The organism is Mycolicibacter arupensis, assembly GCF_002086515.1.
GTDB lineage: Bacteria > Actinomycetota > Actinomycetes > Mycobacteriales > Mycobacteriaceae > Mycobacterium > Mycobacterium arupense.
Genome location: NZ_MVHH01000016.1, coordinates 26,353 through 45,792 on the forward strand (window position 1 = coordinate 26,353; position 19,440 = coordinate 45,792).

Annotated in this window: 7 protein-coding genes and 1 riboswitch; of the genes, 4 read left to right on the forward strand and 3 right to left on the reverse strand. The window is 68.0% G+C overall.

The window, feature by feature from the left end:
- Nucleotides 1-136: 136 nt before the first annotated feature.
- The gene (locus tag BST15_RS10180) at nucleotides 137-6,634 is read left to right on the forward strand and encodes a type I polyketide synthase (protein WP_083070925.1); all 6,498 of its coding nucleotides are present in this window, start codon (nucleotides 137-139) and stop codon (nucleotides 6,632-6,634) included.
- Nucleotides 6,635-6,655: 21 nt separating this feature from the next.
- Nucleotides 6,656-13,951, forward strand: a complete 7,296-nt coding sequence (locus tag BST15_RS10185) for a beta-ketoacyl synthase N-terminal-like domain-containing protein (protein ID WP_052751413.1) — start codon at nucleotides 6,656-6,658, stop codon at nucleotides 13,949-13,951.
- A 255-nt stretch (nucleotides 13,952-14,206) separates the two neighbouring features.
- Here the strand turns inward: BST15_RS10185 and BST15_RS10190 are convergent, their stop codons facing one another.
- Nucleotides 14,207-15,001 carry a DUF1906 domain-containing protein gene (locus tag BST15_RS10190; protein ID WP_046188851.1) on the reverse strand — a complete coding sequence of 265 codons (795 nt, stop codon included), beginning with the start codon at nucleotides 14,999-15,001 and terminating at the stop codon, nucleotides 14,207-14,209.
- 93 nt (nucleotides 15,002-15,094) lie between these two features.
- On the opposite strand from BST15_RS10190, the gene BST15_RS10195 reads away from it, so the two are divergent.
- On the forward strand, nucleotides 15,095-16,012 hold the full coding sequence (locus BST15_RS10195; RefSeq protein ID WP_157861724.1) for a carotenoid biosynthesis protein: 918 nt from the start codon (nucleotides 15,095-15,097) through the stop codon (nucleotides 16,010-16,012).
- Here BST15_RS10195 and BST15_RS10200 read toward each other — a convergent pair.
- Nucleotides 16,009-17,217 carry a PPE family protein gene (locus BST15_RS10200; RefSeq protein WP_046188853.1) on the reverse strand — a complete coding sequence of 403 codons (1,209 nt, stop codon included), beginning with the start codon at nucleotides 17,215-17,217 and terminating at the stop codon, nucleotides 16,009-16,011. The two genes, BST15_RS10195 and BST15_RS10200, sit on opposite strands and share 4 nt — an antisense overlap.
- Before the next feature lie 14 nt (nucleotides 17,218-17,231).
- Nucleotides 17,232-17,531 carry a PE family protein gene (locus BST15_RS10205; RefSeq protein ID WP_046188854.1) on the reverse strand — a complete coding sequence of 100 codons (300 nt, stop codon included), beginning with the start codon at nucleotides 17,529-17,531 and terminating at the stop codon, nucleotides 17,232-17,234.
- 289 nt (nucleotides 17,532-17,820) lie between these two features.
- Nucleotides 17,821-17,992, reverse strand: a riboswitch (M-box (ykoK) riboswitch).
- Nucleotides 17,993-18,450: 458 nt separating this feature from the next.
- On the opposite strand from BST15_RS10205, the gene BST15_RS10210 reads away from it, so the two are divergent.
- Nucleotides 18,451-19,416 (forward strand): acyl-CoA thioesterase, encoded by a 966-nt coding sequence (locus BST15_RS10210; protein ID WP_234708248.1) that lies wholly within the window; start codon nucleotides 18,451-18,453, stop codon nucleotides 19,414-19,416.
- Nucleotides 19,417-19,440 lie beyond the last annotated feature (24 nt).

Here is a 19,440-nt window from a genome sequence, read left to right on the forward strand (position 1 = left end):
CTACAACACTCTGATAGTGTCCCGGCAACGTCTGGCCATCGGGATGAACAGCGAACCCCCAGCTTCGACTCACTGTCACCGATAGCGAAACTTAGGCTTTCGATGTTTTTCGTCAAGGCCGTTCTTAAGGAGACCCGTGGCAGCAAAACATCCACCTGTCGCAGTTGTCGGCGTCAGCGCACTGTTCCCCGGGTCGCCTGAGGCCGAGCGATTCTGGCGCAACATCGTCGAGGGTGCCGACCTGTTCTCCGACGTACCGGAGTCGCACTGGCGGATCGACGACTACTTCGACGCGGATCCTCGCACGCCCGACAAGGTATACGCCCGACGCGGCGGATTCCTGCCGACCGTTGATTTCTCGCCGATGGACTTCGGCATTCCGCCGAACGTGCTCCCCGCTACCGACACGGCCCAGCTGCTGGCGTTGAGGGTCGCCCAGCAGGTGCTCGAGGACTATGCCGGCGGCGACATCTCCGGTATCGATCGCGAACGCGTCAGTGTGGTGCTGGGCTCCTCCGGTGGCACCGAAATGTCGGGCTACATGAGCGGCCGCCTGCACCGGCCGATCTGGGAGCGTGGCTTGCGCGCCGCCGGACTCTCCGACGACGAGCTGACGGCGTTCAGCGACAGCGTTGCCGCGGGGTACACGCCCTGGCAGGAGAACACCTTCCCGGGTCTGCTCGGCAACGTGATCGCTGGCCGGATCGCCAACCGCTTTGATCTGGGCGGGACGAACTGCGTCGTGGACGCCGCGTGTGCCAGTTCGCTGGCCGCGATCGAGATCGCATTGCACGAGCTGTACCTGCGCGAGGCCGACATGGTGATCGCCGGCGGCGTCGACGCCTTCAACGACATCTTCATGTTCATGTGCTTCGCCAAGGTCACCGCGCTGTCGCGCACCGGTGACTGCCGCCCGTTCTCCGACCAGTCCGACGGCACCATGCTCGGCGAGGGCCTGTCGATGCTGGCGCTCAAACGGCTCGACGACGCCGAACGCGACGGCGACCGGATCTATGCGGTGATCCGCGGCATCGGCACCTCCTCGGACGGGCGGGCCAAGAGCATCTACGCCCCGAGCCCTGACGGCCAGGCCAAGGCCCTCCGCCGGGCCTATGAGGCCGCTGGTTACGGCCCGGAGACGGTCGGCCTGGTCGAGGCACACGGCACCGGCACCAAGGCCGGCGACGTCGCGGAGTTCACCTCCCTGCGGCGGGTGTTCGACGAGTCGGGCCGCGAAGACCGTCAATGGTGCGCCGTCGGCTCGGTCAAGTCCCAGGTCGGTCACACCAAGGGTGCGGCCGGGGCCTGCGGCCTGTTCAAGACCGTGATGGCGCTGCACCACAAGGTCCTGCCGCCGACCATCAAGATCGACCGGCCCAACCCCGGCCTGGAGATCGAATCCACGCCGTTCTACCTCTCGACCCAGTCCAAGCCCTGGATCGCCGACCAGGACGTCCCGCGCCGCGCGTCGGTCAGCGCCTTCGGCTTCGGTGGCACGAACTTCCACATCACGCTCGAGGAGTACACCGGCGCCGGAAAGCACGCACCGCGCTATCGGTCCTGGGAGTCCGAGCTCGTCGTCCTGGGCGCGGACTCGGCGGCAGCGTTGGCCGCTGCGGCGACGGAAATGGCCGCGTCGCTGGTCGACTCGCCCGACATGCTCGGCTACCTCGCCCACAGCACGCAGACGGCCTACGACGCGGCCCGGCCGCACCGGCTCGCCGTCGTGGCCAACAGCGTCGAGACGCTGCGCACGATGCTCGACGAAGCCGCAGCCAAACTCCAGACGCCGGGCGCAGACGCGTCCTTCAGCTCACCGAAGGGCTACTACTACTCGAGCCGGCAGGCCGGCCCCGTAGCGCTGCTGTTCCCCGGGCAGGGCAGCCAATACGTCGGCATGGGCGCCGACCTTCCGCAGCTCTTCGAACGTGCCTTGGCGCCGTGGGAGCTCGCCCGCGCCGGCATGCTCAACGCGGACCGCGACCTGCACCAGGTGGTCTGGCCCAAGACCGCGTTCACCGACGAGGACCGGGCGGCTCAGGCCGCGGAGCTGACCAAGACTGAGTGGGCGCAGCCCGGCATCGGCGCGCACAGCCTGAGCCTGTTGTCGGTGGTCCGTTCGCTGGGTATCGCGCCGGTCTCCGTCGGAGGCCACAGCTTCGGCGAGGTCAGCGCCCTGTGCGCGGCCGGAGTGATCAGTGACGACGTCGCCCTGCTGATCGCACGTGCACGCGGTGCGCTGATGGCCCAGGCGGCCGCCAGCAGCGACGGCGCGATGTGTGCGGTGACCGCGCCGGCCGAGCAGGTCAGCCGGTTGCTGGGCGAGTGGGGACTCTCGGTGGTGATCGCCAACCACAACGCCCCCAACCAGGTGGTGCTCTCCGGTGACAGCGCGGCTATCGCCGACGCCGCGCAGCGTTTCGGCGCGGCCGGAATGAATGCGCGGCTGCTCGATGTCGCCACCGCCTTCCACTCCGAGATCGTCAGCTCGGCGGCGTCTCCGTTCGGCGCCTACCTGGCGGGCATCCCGTTCGGAGTGCCGCACGTGCCCGTCTACGCCAATGCGACCGCGGCACCCTACGGCGGCAGTGCCGAGCAGATGCAGGCCACGCTGGCCAACCAGATCGCCCAGCCGGTGCGGTTCGTCGAGCAGGTCCAGGCCATGTGGTCCGCGGGCGCCCGCACCTTTGTCGAGGTGGGGCCCGGCAGCGTGCTCACCAACCTCGTCGGCAAGTGCCTGGCCGGTCAGGACCACGTCGCGGTGGCCCTCGACGCCAAGGGTCGCAATGGGATCCGGTCGCTGTGGATGGGCTTGGCCCAGCTCGTGGCGGCCGGCGTCCCGATGAACTTCCAGGCCCTGTGGGCTGACTACCGCCACGGGGACGATCCCCGGACGCGGCCGGCGCCGAAGCTGACGATCAAGCTCAACGGCACCAACTTCGGCCGACCCGAGATCAACGACGAGCCGGTGTCCCGGCCCGCTGAGAAATCGGAAAAATCTGAAAAGCCCACCCCCCGCAGTGACCACAACGGACACCCGACCGTATCGGAGCCCACGATGACAGCAGTTGATCCAATCGTTCCTGCGGCGAACGGCCTGCCGGCACACGTTCCGGCACACGTACCGGTTCCGGTTCAGGCAGCGCAGGTCCCCATGGTCACCTCGCCCCTGGTGTCCGGTCCAGGTGCTGAGATGGTGACGCACATGGTCGGTGCGCTGGGCAGTATGCAGCAGACCATCGCCCACCTGCAGGGCCTGCTGCAGACCCTCGTCTCCAGCGCCGGAATGACGCCTATGCCGGTCGCCCAGTTGGCGTTCCCCGCCGCGACCACGGTGGTGCCGCCGCAGCCGGTGGCCACCTATGGCGTAGCGGCCGCCCCGGCTCACCCGGTGGCTGCCCCGGCGCACAACGGTGCGGCCACCATGCCGCCGCCCGCGCCGCCCGCCGCGCCGCCTGCGCCGCCCGCGCCGCCCGCGCCCGTGGCAAACGGCACACAGGTGATGGCGCCGCCGCCGTCTGCACCGGCAGCGCCCTACAGCGCACCGGCCGCTCCGGCTCCGGCGGTTCCTTCTACTCCTGTCGCGACCATGCCGGCCCCGCCGGCCCCGGCGCCGGTGGCTGCTCCTGTTGCGGCTGCGGCTCCTGTCGCTCCGGCTCCTGCTGCGGCTGCTGCGCCCGCGGCGGCGGGGGTGGATTTGGTGGGGGACATGTTGGCGGTGGTTGCTGACAAGACGGGTTATCCGGTGGAGATGCTGGATCTGTCGATGGCTCTGGAGGCGGATCTGGGGATCGACTCGATCAAGCGGGTGGAGATCTTGTCGGCGGTGCAGGATCGTGTTCCGTCGTTGCCTGAGGTGGAGACGGCGACGATGGCGGCGTTGGTGACGTTGCAGGAGATCGTGGATTACCTGCAGTCGCTGATGGGTCCGGTGGCTGCTTCTGCTGCGCCGGCCCCGGCGCCGGTGGCTGCTCCTGTTGCGGCTGCGGCTCCTGTCGCTCCGGCTCCTGCTGCGGCTGCTGCGCCCGCGGCGGTGGGGGTGGATTTGGTGGGGGACATGTTGGCGGTGGTTGCTGACAAGACGGGTTATCCGGTGGAGATGCTGGATCTGTCGATGGCTCTGGAGGCGGATCTGGGGATCGACTCGATCAAGCGGGTGGAGATCTTGTCGGCGGTGCAGGATCGTGTTCCGTCGTTGCCTGAGGTGGAGACGGCGACGATGGCGGCGTTGGTGACGTTGCAGGAGATCGTGGACTATCTGCAGTCCTTGATGGGTTCACCACCGCCGGATCTGGTGGTGCCCAACGGATTATCGGCAGGTGATCGCGCCCCTTTTGAGTTGACCGGGGCGGAGGTGGCGCGCTACGCGGTACGCGCCACCACCGCTCCGGTGAGCGGGATGGGGATGCCCGGTCTGTACACCGCCAGGACCGTCGAGATCGTGACGGCACCGGCGGCCCAGGCCACATTGACTGAGACGGCCGAGGCCCTGGCTGCGATTCTGCGCACCCACGGCATCGGCGCGACTCTGGTCGCCGAGCCCAGCGCCGACACGGAGGCGGTCGTCCATCTCGGCGGCCTGCAGTCGGCCACCAGCCGCGAAGAGGCGCTCGCAGTCAACCGAGTGCTCTTCTCCGATGCGCAGCGCGTCGCCGCGCAGTTCGCCGAGCGCGGGGGCGTCTTCGTCACCGTCCAAGACACCGGCGGCACGTTCGGCTTTCTTACCGACCCCGGCCTGCGGGCCTGGTCGGGCGGGATCGGTGCGCTGACCAAGACCGCGGCCCAGGAATGGACCAGCGCGCAGGTCAAGGCGATCGACGTCGCTGTGGGAGCGCAGTCACCGGTAGGCGTCGCGGAGCGGATCGCCGACGAACTCCTTTCAGGGGGAGCGGAACTCGAAGTGGGCCTGGGCAGCTCACACGGCCGAATCACGGTGGTCGCCGGCGAGCAGCAGGTCTCCAGTCGCACACACCGCATCGGTCCGGACGACGTGATCGTGGTCTCCGGTGGTGCCCGTGGGGTGACCGCCGGGTCGGTGATCGCCCTGGCGCAGCAGACCCAGGCCGCTTTCGTCTTGATCGGGCGCACCGAACTCAGCGACGAACCGCCAGAGGTTGCCGGGCTCGCCACCGACGCGGAACTCAAGCGGGCACTGCTGGCCGGCGCGGCTGCGCAAGGACTTAAAGTCACGCCCAAGCAGCTGGAACAGCAGGCGCAACGCATCCTGGCCGACCGTGAGGTCCGGGCAACCCTGGCCGCGCTGACCGCGGCCGGATCCCGGGTCCGCTACACCGCAGCAGATGTCCGTGACGCCGCTCAGCTGGGCGCTCTGCTGGACAGTGTGCGCAACGAATTCGGCCCGATCACCGGCCTGGTACATGGGGCCGGCGTGCTCGCCGATGCACCGTTGCACAAGAAGACCCTCGACGGTTTCGACCGCGTCTTCGAGACCAAAGTCGGTGGCGCCTGCGCGCTGCTGGACGCGACGGCGGGCGACGCGCTCAAGGTCATCTGCCTGTTCTCCTCAGTAGCTGCGCGCAGCGGAAACGTCGGCCAAAGCGACTACGCCATGGCCAACGAAATCCTCAACAAGGTGGCCCTGGCCGAACAGGCACGCCGCGGCCCCGCCTGCCTGGTCCGCGCCTTGGGCTGGGGCCCTTGGGATTCCGGCATGGTGACCCCCGGCCTCAAGGCGATGTTCGAGTCGCGCGGCATCTCGTTGATCCCGCTTGCCGAAGGTGCCCGCGCCTTTGTCGCCGAAGTGCTCGACGGTGACACCGCGAGCCCCGAGGTGACACTGGGCGACGGCGTGTTGGCCGGCCTTCCCACGCATCCGATTCCGCCGGAGGGACGAGTCGCAAGGGTGCTTGCACACGTGGCGCGGCAGCCCTACCTGCTGGATCACCGCGTCCAGGGCAACGTGGTGTTGCCCGTCGTTCAGGCGCTGGAATGGTTCATCCGGATGGCCGAGGCGTTGCGGCCCGGCCACCACGTGGACCGGGTGGTGGACCTCAAGGTGCTGCGGGGAGTGACACTCTACGAGTTCGAGAAGCACGGGACGCCCCTGCTGGTGCGCTGCGTTCCCACCGAAGACCGGCCCGAGCTGCTGACCCTGACGCTGTCCGACATCGAGGATTCGACCGCGTATTACTCGGCCACCATCGAAATGCGTTCCAGCGCAACGGCGGTTCCCACCGTTGCGGTGCCGGCTTCGGGCAACCGCGGAGTGGACCGCGCGGCCTGCTACACCGGTGGGGCACTGTTCCACGGGCCGGCATTCCAGGTGCTCAACGGAATGGACTGTGCCGAGACCACCGCAATCGCCGACCTGTCCGGCCTGATGTCGGTGGGCTGGGTCGGGGAAGGCTGGGCAACCGACCCGGCCGCTCTCGACGGTTGCCTTCAGGCCGCGCTGGTCTGGAGCTACGAGCGGCTGGGCCGCAACGTCCTTCCGCTGCGGATCGGCGAGATCGTGCGGTACCGGTCCGGCGCGCTGGGCGCGGGACTGCGGTGCGTACTCACCGGCGGGGACGCCAAGACCAGCCGGGCCGTGTGCGACCTCGATCTGATCGACGCGGACAACCAGCTGGTGGCCAGTCTCAAGCGACTCGAGTTGTATCCGTACGGCGGCTGATTCGACGGTGGCTGATTCGAAGTGAAGTTTGAGCCCATCGCGATCGTCGGGCAGGGCTGCGTCCTGCCCGGGGGACTGAACGCGGATGAACTGTGGACCACGGTGCGCGACGGCCGGGATGTGCTGGGCTCGCCTGGCCCGGACCACTGGGGCGTATCGGCGGCACGCGTCCTGTGCGCCCCATCCGAGGTGCCCGAACTCGACCACACCTGGTCGGATCGCGGCGGCTACGTCCGCGGATTCGACGACGCGTTCAACCCCGGCGGGCTGTTCCTGGACGCCGACGCCCTCGTCGGCCTGGACCCGCTCTACCGGTGGGGCGTCGAGGCCGCCAGGCAGGCCCTCGACAGCGCTGGATGGCGGGCGGGCGAGGTGCCGGGCTCGGCCGGCATCGCGCTGGGCAATCTGAGTTATCCCACCAAGAAGATGACAGACCTCGCCGAAAGCGTCTGGCGGGAAGGCCTCACCGGCTCCGAGTCCGGGGTGGACTGGCGCAATCGGTTCATGTCGGGGCTCCCGGCGCACCTGATCGCCCAGGCCCTGGGCCTGACCGGGGGAGCCACCGCCCTGGACGCCGCCTGCGCGTCATCGCTGTACGCGATCAAGCTGGCCTGCGACCGGTTGCACGACCGCACCGCGGACGTCATGTTCGCCGGGGGCATCAACGGTGCGAGTGATCTGCTGCTGCATGTGGGCTTCACCGCCTTGCAGGCCCTGAGCCGCACGGGGCGCTCCCGCCCGTTCAACAACGGTGCCGACGGTCTGGTGCCCGCCGAAGGCGCGGCCATCCTGGTGTTGCGGCGTCTCGATGATGCCATCGCCCACGGCGACCCGATCCTGGGCGTGATCCGCGGTGTCGGACTGAGCAACGACGGCCGCGGCCACGGCTTTCTGGTGCCCTCTCAGGACGGGCAGGAACGTGCGATGCGGCTGGCCTATGAGATGGCCGGACTGCAGCCGCGGGACATTTCGCTCATCGAATGCCATGCCACCGGAACCTCGCGCGGCGACCTGACCGAACTGATGAGCATGGCCCGCATCTTCACCGGCATGTCCGGCGTGCCCATCGGATCGTTGAAATCCAATCTCGGCCACTCGATCACGGCGTCCGGGGCGGCGGGCGCCATCAAAGTGCTGGCGGCGATGCGTGCCGGGGTGCGGCCCCCGACACTGCACGCCGACGATCCGCTGCCTTTCCTCACCGACTCGCCCTTCCGTCTGCTCACCCAAGCCGAGCCCTGGGACTGCGACGGCCCGCGCCGTGCCGCGGTCAACAACTTCGGGTTCGGCGGCAACAACGCCCACCTGCTCCTCGAAGAATGGGTCGATGGACGCGGCGTCGCACCGGCGCCGCCTGTCCAGCCGGCGCCCCAGCCAGACCCCGAGATCGCGATCATCGGGCTGAGCCTGCTGCTCGGCGACGGCCACGACACCGCCTCGGTGGCAGAGCACGTCACGACCTGCCAGCCGCTACCCGCCGGCTCGGGCGAGGCGAGGCGCGGTGCCCGGATGACGGAGATCTGTCTGGACCTGACCCAGACCCGCTTCCCGCCCGCGGACTTGAAACAGACCCAGCCCCAACAGCTTGCTCTGCTGGGTGCGGCCCTGAACATCGGCGAGATCATCAAGGGCCTGCCGCCGGACACCACCAGCGTGGTCGTCGGCATGGGCTGCGACGCCGAAGTCACCCGGTTCGGACTGCGCTGGCGGTTGGCGGACGACGTCGAAGACGCCGATCAGCTTGCCGCGGCGCGAGACGGCGTCGTGCAGGGCTGGACGGCCGCTGGAGTTGTGGGTGCCATGCCCAACATTGTGGCCAATCGCCTCAACAGCCAATTCGACCTGCGTGGACCGAGTTTCACGGTCTCACGGGAACAACTCTCGGGTACCACGGCGCTGGAGATGGCGGCGCGCGCGCTGCGACGCGGCGAGATCGATGCCGCCGTGGTGGGTGCGGTCGACCTGAGTTGTGAGGCCGTGCACGAGGCGGCCGCGCGTGCACTGTTGCACGCCGAGGAACAGATTCCGGGTGACGCCGCTGTCATCGTCATCCTCAAGCGGGCGGCCGACGCCCGGCGAGACGGCGACACCGTCTACGCAACCCTGCTCGCCGATGAACGGCCCGACGCCGAATGCCTGCACCTGGGCACCGCCCCGGGCGCAGTGAACCTGTCGGCGCTGTTGGGTCACGCGCACGCCGCCTCGGGGCTGCTGCACGTCGCCGCCGGTGTGCTCTACAGCGCCCTGGGCGTATGGCCCGACGGTGAGCCCTGGACATCCGAGCAGCGTTGCGTGGCCGTCGAACTCGCCGGCATGGCCGACCAGCGGCAACAGGTCATGCTGAAGTCGTCGGTGCCGCAGGCGCAGGCCGCGACCCTGACCGCTCCGGCGCCGGCCGACACGGGCAAGAAACCGATTCGACTCAACTTCCCGGCGCACCTGCCCCCGGTGGTACTGCCACCTCCCGCAGCGGCCCCGGGCATCAACCCCCCTCACCCACTGGAGCAATTCATGCCGACACAACTCCCGATGCCCCCGGCGCTGGCCACCGTCGCGGAGTCGCTAGCCCGGCTGCCGCTGGAGGTGGGCGCAGCCGCGTCGCCCCGACCGGAGGCACCGCCGGCAGCGGCGAGCGGGGCCCGAACACAGTCCGATGACGTCACACGGCCCGGCGCCGGGACACCGTCTGCCGGTGCCAGCAGGGCGCTTCAGCCCGTCAGGCCCGCGGACAAGGTGGTCCCTGCGCCGACGATCAAACGCGAGCCGGTCGGGCTCACGCTCGACAAAGACGGCCTGCGGGTGCACTCCTCGGGCAACATCTCCGAGATCTTCGGCCCGGCCTTTGCCGAGCAGGACCAGTACTCAAGGCAGGTTCGGATGCCCGAACCGCCACTGCTGCTGGCGGATCGGCTGCTGGGCATCGACGCAGAACCCGCCAAGCACGGCACCGGCACCTTGTGGACCGAAACCGATGTCACCGCCGACTCGTGGTGGCTGCAGCAGGGCCGGATGCCCGCGGGGATCATGATCGAAAGCGGGCAGGCCGACCTGATGCTCATCTCCTGGATGGGCGCGGATCTGCTGAACAAGAGCGAGCGGGTGTACCGCCTGCTCGGATGCGAGGTCACCTACCTGGGCGGCCTGCCCGAGATCGGTGACACCCTGCGCTTTGACATCCACGTGGACGGCCACGCCCGGCAAGGTGACATCCGGCTGTTCTTCTTCCACTACGACTGCACCATCGACGGCGTCGAGCGGATGTCGATGCGCAACGGCCAGGCAGGTTTCTTCACCGACGAAGAGCTGGCCGCGTCCGGAGGCGTGCTGTGGCGTCCCGAAGACCAGACCGTCAGCGGACCGATGGAGATCACCCCCGCCCAGACGGCGCGCACCTCGCTGCAGCGCGCCGACCTGGAGGCCATGGCGGGCGGCGAGATCTGGCAGACGTTCGGTGCGGGCTTCGAGAAGGCCGGCAGCCACACCCGCACGCCCAGCATCCACGGCGGCGACATGCTCTTCGTCGATGAGGTGACCGACCTCGACTTCACCGGCGGGCCCTGGGGCCGTGGCTATCTGCGCGCCGTCGCCCCCGTGACGGCCGAGAACTGCTTCTTCGCAGGCCATTTCAAGAACGACCCCTGCATGCCCGGCACGCTCATGTATGAGGCGACCATGCAGACCATGGCGATCTACATGACCGCGCTGGGCATGACGATCGACTGCGACGGCTGGCGCTTCGAGCCCGTTCCCTTCGAGACCTACAAGCTGCGCTGCCGCGGCCAGGTCACCCCGCAGTCCCGCGAAGTCGTCTATGAGGTGTTCGTCCGCGAGGTGATCGCCGGTCCCGAGCCGACCCTGTTCGCCGACCTGCTCTGCACCGTGGACGGGCTGCCCGCCTTCCACTGCGAGCGGATGGGCCTGAAGCTGTCACCGGGATGGCCGATGGACACCGGCGCCGCCGAGCTCGAAGGCTACGTCGAACCCAAACCGGTCGCCGAGGTCAACGGGTTCCGCTACGACTACCAAGCGATGTTGGCCAGCGCGATCGCCAAGCCGTCCCTGGCGTTCGGGCCACTGTTCGAAAAGTTCGACTCTCCCCGTAAGGCCGCCCGGCTGCCCGGCCCGCCCTACCACTTCATGTCCCGGGTCACCGAACTGGTGGGCGAGACCGGCGTGATGAAGGCCGGCGCCGAGGTGGTCGTGGAGTACGACGTCCCCGCAGACGCCTGGTACTTCGCCGAGAACGGTGCGGCCAACGGACACGAGACCATGCCCAACGCGGTGCTGATGGAGGTCGCGCTGCAGCCGTGCGGCTGGCTGGCCAGCTATGTGGGCTGCCCGTTGGACGGTGAGGCGGACCTGTTCTTCCGCAACCTCGACGGCACCGGAACCCAGCACCGTGAAGTCACCCCGGCCACCGGAACCCTGCGCATCAAGGTGAAGCTGAAGAGCCTCGCCAAGGCAGCCGGAACCATCATCGTCGCATTCGACGGGGAGATCCTCGCCGACGACGGACCGGTCTACACCTTCGACACCGTGTTCGGTTACTTCAAACGCGAAGCGCTGCAGAACCAGGTGGGCCTGCCGGTCAGCGACTCCCAGCGTGCCGCCTTGGCTCAGGCCAGCGAAGCTGCCGAAGTCGACCTGACCACGCAGCCCGCCGAGTTCTTCGGTGTCGGAGCCCGACTGGCCGAACCCATGTTGTTGATGGTGGACCGGGTGACGGGGCGCTGGCCCACCGGCGGTGCGGCCGGACTGGGCCAATGGCGAGGGGTCAAAGACGTCAACCCCGCCGAGTGGTATTTCAAGGCGCACTTCTTCCAGGACCCGGTCCAGCCCGGATCGCTGGGCATCGAAATGCTCTTGCAGATCCTGCAGTTCGGGATGCTTGACCTGGGCCTGGGCAAGGAGGCGGGACCGGCGGCGCGCTTCGAGCCGGCCGCCTTGCATGACGCCATGACGTGGCGTTATCGCGGCCAGATCATCCCCACCAACAAACAGATCACGGGGCAGGTCGAGATCACTCGGATTGTTCGGGAGGACGCGGGGATCCTCGCGGTCGCCGAAGCGTCGCTGTGGGTGGACAACAAGCGCATCTACACCGCCAGCAACCTGGGCATGCGGATCGTCGCGGGCAGCGGTGAGCCGGGGACGCCGGCCCAGGCCGCTGCCATCCCGGCGTCCGCGGTGGCGCCCGAGGCCGCGAGCGTGGCCACGACCACCACGATGGAAGTGGCGCTGGATCCGGCCAGGGACGCCTGGGTGATCGACCACTGCCCCACCTATGTCATTCCCTCGCTGCCGATGATGTCGGTCATGGACCTGTTCGCGCAGGCGGCGGTCCGGACCACCGGTGGGGCCAAGGTTGTCGAGGTCACCGATGTCCAGATGGTGCGGTGGGTCGTCGTCGACGCTCCTAAGCAACTGCGGGTGGTGCTCGAGCAGATGCCCGAGCGCGGACAATTCCGTGGCCGGCTGGAGGTGTGGCGGGACGCTCCCCGAGCTGAGCTGTCCCGCTGGGAGATTCACGCGCACGCCAACGTCGTGACCGCCGCTGTGTACAGCGGTACGCCGGAGCCGCCGGCCCCGCTGGACGGCGCGGTGCCCTACGCCGACCCCTATGACGGAACCGTCTTTCACGGTCCGGCGTTCGCGACCCTGACCGACGGCGCCCGCATCGGGCGCAACGGTTCCAGCGGGACCCTCGCCATCGACCGCTGCGCGGTTCCGGTCGGGGAGTTGCAGCCGGGACTGCTCGACGGTGCACTGCACGTCGTACCGCATACGGCCATGAGCGTGTGGACCAGTGCCGCCGCCGACCCCGCCTCCTACGCCGATGCGCTCGACCCCGATGTGGGGTTCCCGCGCCACATCCTGTCGGCCCGGTTCTACGCCGAGACCCCCGTAACGGGAACCGTTGACGTGGAAGCCCGATTCGTCGGCTTTGCTGACACCGAGGGCCGCATGCCGACCTTCGACCTGTGGCTCAGTGCCGGGGGACGGCCGTGGGCGCGCATCAGGATGGCCGAGTTCCTGCTGAGCAAGGGGCCCCTGGCCGAGGTCGGCGGGCCGGAGCGGCGCGCGTTCATGGGCGAACGGCGGGCGGTCCCGGGGCTGTCGCTGAGCGAGCGACTGGGCCGCGGAGTGCTGGAGCTCGACGCCACGAGGATGGCAACGTTGGACTGGTTCAAAGGCACCCTGCAGGCGGTGTACGGCTCGGACGCTCAAGGCGATGCGCTGATGGTCGAGATCGCGACCAAGGAGGCGGTGGCCGATGCCGTGCACAACGCCATCCACCCCTGCCAGGTTCTGGTCGTCGACGGCCAGGTGAGCTGCCCGACGCTGCCGCTGGAGCGGATCACCGCCGAGGTCGAAAATCTCGGTTCGGGTGCGTGCCGTGCCCGCGCGACGTCGGTGACCGACTGGGAGCCCGTGCGGGCCTGGTGGACCCAGAGCGCGGGCATGCCCGACGGATGGTTCGGAGAGCTTGCCCTGGGCGCGGTGCTGGCACGTTATGTGCGCCACGTCGTGGTGACCGACCCCGCTGCGATGGCGGCGGTCTACGGCCGGCCGGTGTTGGTGTTGGCCAATCACCAGGTGCAGGTCGAATCGTTGCTCGGCACCACCATCGGAAGCTGGCTCACTGGCACCAAGGTGGTCACCATCGGCCACGCCAAGCACGAGACGGGCTGGGTGGGCAACCTGCTGCGGATGATCGACGCCGCCGCGGGCAAGGAACTGGGACACCTCCGCTACTTCGATCAGCAGCAGCCCCAGGAATTCTTCGCCCTGGTGGACGAACTCAAGCGGGAGTCGGCTTCCCTCGGCATTTCGGTCATGGTGCATGCCGACGGGACACGCAGTGTGAGCTCGGGGCAGCGGGTCGAGAGGCTGACATCCACCTTGCTGGACATGGCGCTGGAGATGTCGATGCCGATCGTGCCGTTGTACTTCGCGGGAGGACTGCCCGAGGAGCCGTTGCCGCACAAGCTTGAGGTGCCCTACGGCCACGCCGCGCAGGACTACATCTTCGGCCGCCCGATCCTGCCCGACGAGCTGCGCGGAATGCCCTACGCCGAGCTGCGGCGTTACGTGATGGACGCGATCAACGGGCTCGCGCCCTTCAGCGACGCACCGCACCCGCCGAACTACGACGTGGAGAGCCGGATCACCGCCGCGGCACCGGGAGCCTCGCCGCTGGAATCGGTCTGGTTCTGCATCGAAGACGCGCTGGATGCCCTACCGGTCGACTGGAGAAATCTGGTCTCCGACGGGGAATGGGAGATGGTGCGGACGGGCCATCTCAGCCCGTCCTGAGCTCGCCCCAGGCCTCGGCGTCTTGTTGACGACGGCCGAGGCAGGCGGCTAGCTTAGTGGCGATCACGGCACGGCCGTCTCGCTGCGCAGCTGGACGTGGAGCGGCCGTCAACGTATTTCGACCGACCAAGTCTTCGCAGACAGGAGCCTTCTCATGGCCTCAGCGTCCCTGGGCGTCTACACGTCCCTCGCCTGTGTTGTGGCGCTCACCCTCGCGCTGTTTGTGTCCAGCAAGTCCTGAGCTGTCGCACGACCTCACGGATGTAGGTTCCACTGGCCGCAGTCTTGGGCCAAGACGTCGTTGACGTCGACTTCGATTCCGCCGACGATCGGACCCGGCGTCGACGCGGTACTCACGATCCGCTGATAGAGCACCGCAGCGGGGTCGACCTGGCCACGTGACCAGGACCGTGTCTGCCATGCCCATCGCTTGCCCGGGGTTCGAGAGACCCCGATGACACCGTCCTCGGCCGCCCACTGGCAGACGTTCACGCCCCCGTAGACGCCGGTGCGCTGGACTCCCAGCACCGAGTTGATGCCCCGAAACCATGGCAGGGCCACGGCATTCCAGGTGTTGCGATCGATGTCGTCGTCGACGCTGAAGAACACCGGTGCACTCTGGCCGCCGCCGGCCGCGCTGTGCAGTTGCCAGGCGGTGCGGGCGTCGGCGACACCGCCGGGATACCCCCGGGTGAAGTCCGACGGCGCGGTGCCACCGGGTTTGCCGTACTGATAATTGCTCACGATCACCAGCCCCGCCGCGGTGAGTGATTCGGCGTAGGGCCGGGTGATCGGCTTGGCGCCGAAGTTCGAGCCCGGCCGTGACGTCGACACGTAGTTGATGACGCCGGCGTGGCCGGCGGCCCGGATGTCCGCCGCTGGGATCTGGCGCATGGCGTAGTCGATGAGAGTGGGCGCCGCAGCCCTAGCGGTCGGCGATCCGACGGAAGCAGCGCCCAGCCCGGTGAGAGCCGCGGCGGACGCGTACCGCAGTGCGTCACGTCGGGAAACGTGGTTGCGAGGAAGTGCAGTCCGTGGAGAGTCAGACACGCGCCGATGTTAACAATGTGACTGCTGTAAACGGTGCTGCCCGCGCCGAGAGCATCCGTACGCCCTTGCATCGCGCACGGATACGATTCGTGCGTGTCCACGCCCGCCAGCATTGCCTCGCCGACGGCTCCACGCGCGCCCAAGAGCCCGTCGGTGCTCGCAGGGTGGTGCGTTGTCGCGATCTGCTTCGCTGCAACGGTAACGACGGCTTTGAGCAACGGGTCGATATCTGCTGTCGCCGAAGCTATCTCGGGTGCCACCTTGGCGACGTTCGTGTTGCTCCATGCGTTGACGCTCTACCGGCCCGCCGGGGCCATCGCCTACTTCGCTGTCGCCGTGACCGTGGGTCTGGGTCTTGAGGCATGCAGTATCGCGACCGGCTTCCCGTTCGGCTACTTCGTCCACTACGCGGACGGGCCCCGTGCGTTCGGCGTGCCGTTCGTGGTTGTGGCGGCCTGGGTGATTCTGGCCTGGTTGGCGTGGATTCTCGCCAGGGTGATCGTGGGCGAAGTTCAGAGTCGATGGCTGTCGGTAGTGGTGACACCCGTCGTCGCCACTCTCGTCGTCGGCGGTTATGACCTGGTGATCGATCCGATCGGCGCCTACGTGCGCCACATGTTCGCCTATCGGGAACCGAGTGGCGTTCTGGGCGTCCCGTTGAGCAACTACGCCGGATGGCTGATCACCGGGTGGGTGCTGTTTCAGACTTTTGCGCTGATCGAACGACGGTGGCGACGGGAACCCACGTCCTCGACCCGGTCGGCGTTGTTGATGCCGTCGGTCATCTGGTTCGGCATGGGCCTGCAAGTCAACCTCGGGCTGCTGCGTGCCGGCGATGCCACCACGACTATCCAGGGCGCGCCCGTTGCATTGTCCGACATCTACGAGACGTGCTCTGAGATGACGTGGTTCATGATGGGCCTGGTCGTGGTCGTCAGCGTGATACGGCTCTATCAGGAAGCGCCGGCAGCATCTCCAGCGATCGACGACTCGAGTACACACGCCGGCTAGCCGACCCCAACGGGCCGCGGCATCACGGTGAGCTTGACGCCATAGCGCGGCGTGCCCAGCCCGTGACCGCCGTTGCGGCCGGCGCCACCGGGAGGAATCGGGGGCGGCAGGGCTGTCATCGACCTGCTCTCCGGGGCCACGGACCAGCCGCTACCCGCCGCAGCCAGGGGAGCCCCGCTCGGGCTCGCCGCTCCCCAGCTGGCCGGCGCGGACAACGAACCGACCAGGGTGGCCCGTCCCATGCCAGCAGCCACCGGGGAGCCGGCGCCGACTAAGGGGCGGGCGGCGGTCTCTAGTCCGGCGGCGGCCGTAGACGCCAGTGTCATGCCGGGGGTGGGCCCGATCCCGCCGTGGGTCAGTGCGGCCGCGCCACCGTCTATGCCGCGTGCGAGAAACCCGAGCGTGGCCAGCCCGGTAAAGCCTTCGATGTTGCCGCCGGGGTCGAAAATGCCGGTCGCGGCGATGGTGTTCCACAACTGGGCGTTGATGTTCAGGCCCGACCCGTCATCGTGGCCCCACGTTCCGTCGAAGAGGCCGTCGAAGAACTTCGTCCAGTGCCAGTCCGGATCCGTGGGACGCGTGCCCACAGCCGGTGAGGCCATGTTCCGCAACGCATCGGGCAGCTGGGCGTGGGCATTTGTGGGGTCTACACCGCCGGCATTCGGCGCGCCTTCGTCTTGATGAGTGGTTTCGGGAGCATCGGCGAAGGGGATCAACTGCGTAGCGGTGGCTGACGCAGCGGCGTAGCCGTACATAGCCACCGCGTCTTGTGCCCACATCTGGCCGTAGCGAGCTTCGGTCGCTGCGATAGCCGGGGTGTTCTGTCCTAGGGCATTGGTCTTGACCAACGACGCCAACAAGACGCGGTTGGTCTCGACGGCAGCGGGCGGGACCGTCATGGCGTGGGCAGCAGCGTACGCCTCGGCCGCGGCGTACGCCTGCGCCGCGGTCTGCTCGGCTTGCTCGGCGGTAACGCTCAACCACACAAAGTAGGGCTCCGCCGCCGCAGTCATTGCCGATGCGGACGGCCCCCACCAGCTCTGGCTGGCCAGGCTGGCTACCAGCCACTCGAAAGCAGTTGCAGCCGAGCGTAGTTCTGCGGCCAGTAGATTCCAGGAGGCCGCGGCGGCCAACATCGGGCCCGATCCCGGACCGGCGTACATGCGCGCCGAATTGATCTCTGGCGGCATTGATCCGTAGTCCATTGTTCAAAAACCTTTCAGGAGAACGAGGTAACGTTCGCGGCGTCGGTAGCTGCGTAGGCTCGTGCGTTGCGTTGCAGAGTGTCCACGAACAACTCATGAACAACCGCAGCTCGCCTGCTGATCGCTTGGTACATCTGCGCGTGCCGTGCGAACTGGGCTGCGGTCAGTGCCGAGACTTCATCGGCGGCGGCGGGAAGCACCCCCGTAGTCGAGGCTGCGGCAGCAGCGCTCTGTGCGGCCACGGAATCGCCGACGCCGCGCAGGTCGACCGCGGTAGCCATCAGCTCTTCGGGCAGTGCGGATACAAAAGACATGGGGACTCTCCTTCAGGATTGCACGACGAAGTACGCTGCACTACAAGGAAAAACGCACGCAAAATCAGCGCGCTCTCTCGATGCAGACAGCGTTGACGCGGTGGGACGTGAACCGACTCAGTGGGTGACGGCAGTGCCGGGGCAGGATTGGAACGAAAGGGTCATCGGTCTCGGATAAGGACTATCGCTCGGACTCAATGTCGCTCCCACCTCCTCACGGCCAGGGCACACGGGGATGCCGTTGTGACTTACACAGCGGGACAAACCGAACCAGCGCAGCGTCGGCCGGACGGCACCCTCTCGACAGAGTTTTGGCACTGCACGCCGTATCCGGCACTAAGCCGAAAGCCACTTGGGCCCAACCCTTAATTCGGGAAGAGCTGTCCTGACCCGGGGCGTCTCTCGACGTTTGGGGTCAGTGGCCTGTATCCGTGCAGACGCCTCACCTAGCGAGGTGCGTCGCGGCCATGGTGGCATCAACGTTGGGGCGAGTCAACTCGAATGGGCGGCTTCGAACCACGAGACGTGTTGCCCACTGGCGGCCGTGGATGTCCAACTGCCTTGTATACGAGCCATTTTCGCTAGCCCCAGAAATTTGCTCATCGCGATCTATGTGGTGTTGGTAAGAACGTCGATGTGACCCCCGAGTTGAATTAGGGCAAATACCAATACATTCCGAGGTGGCCCTGCCCGGCCGACAGCAAGTCGGGCTCGTAGAAGGGTGATTCGGTGAACCACACGGCTACCTTCGGTAGTGTCCGCGGCGTTTCTGAAGTCCCGTGGTCGCCTAAGCGCGGTCAGCCCCACGCCCTTGACCTATGTCGCTCGCATTTACTTGAATGGACCAGCAGTCACATCACCGGCTACCCGTGTCGGCAGTCCGCCGCGAACGGGCCACAGCGGGTGAGGAGGAAATTCTGTGCAGACATCGGTGTCCGAGGTCTCCGCGCGCCCCGACTACCGCGGCCCCCTGCTGGGGTCGGGAAGTCGCCTTGAACGCGCCACGCTCGACGCGCTCGACAGGCTGGAGCAGGTCCTGGCCCTGCAGTCACTGGGCCACGACCGATTCCAGGCAGGCAACGAGGCCGGCCGGTTCGGCCGGGTCTTCGGGGGCCAGCTCTTCGCTCAGGCGATGGCCGCGGCCGCGGCCACGGTCCCCGAGCTCACCGCCCATTCCATCCACGCCTCGTTTCTGCGGCCCGGCGATCCCGCGTTACCGGTCGACATCACCGTCGAGCGCACCCGTGACGGCCGGACGATGTCGGCGCGTCAAGTCACCGTGCAGCAGGACGGCCGCACCCGGATGATCGCCACGGTGTCGTTCGACACCAGCTCCGCCACCGACGACGGTGCCCCCGAGCCGCTGCCGGGGCCCGCTCCCGAGGACCTTCCGTTGCTCCAGCACTGGGTGCAGAACGCCCCGCCGCACCTGGCGGGCCGGGGCACCGCCTGGATCGAACAGCCCCCGCCGCTGGAGATGCGCACCGCCGAAGCGCCGGTCTTCCTCGGCGGCCGCCAGGCGCCGGGCCCGAGAACCCACTGGATGCGCCTGCCGCGCGCTGCCGCCGGTGACTCGCAGCTCAATGCGGTGCTGCTGGCCTATGCCAGCGATTACCTCCTGGTGGACACCGCGTTTCGTAGCCATCCGCAGCGTGTCGACCATGCCACCCACACCGGGCTCACCCTGGACCACACGGTCTGGGTGCACCGCCCGGTGCACTTCGACCGTTGGCACCGGTACACCCAGCAGACGGTCGCCACTGCCGGACACCGTGCCCTGGTGCGCGGCACCCTGGTCGATGCCACCGGACGGCATGTGGCCAGCACCGCGCAGGAGGTCCTGGTGCGCGCGGGCACTGCTCCGGCCCCCACCGAACGCAGCTGATCGGAACGCTCTGGAAACCTGCGG

What these genes read in the sequence shown, in the direction of transcription:
- BST15_RS10200 (WP_046188853.1), bottom strand. Translation starts at nt 17,217, where the DNA reads ATGGACTACGGATCAATGCCGCCAGAGATCAATTCGGCGCGCATGTAC.
- BST15_RS10205 (WP_046188854.1), bottom strand. Translation starts at nt 17,531, where the DNA reads ATGTCTTTTGTATCCGCACTGCCCGAAGAGCTGATGGCTACCGCGGTC.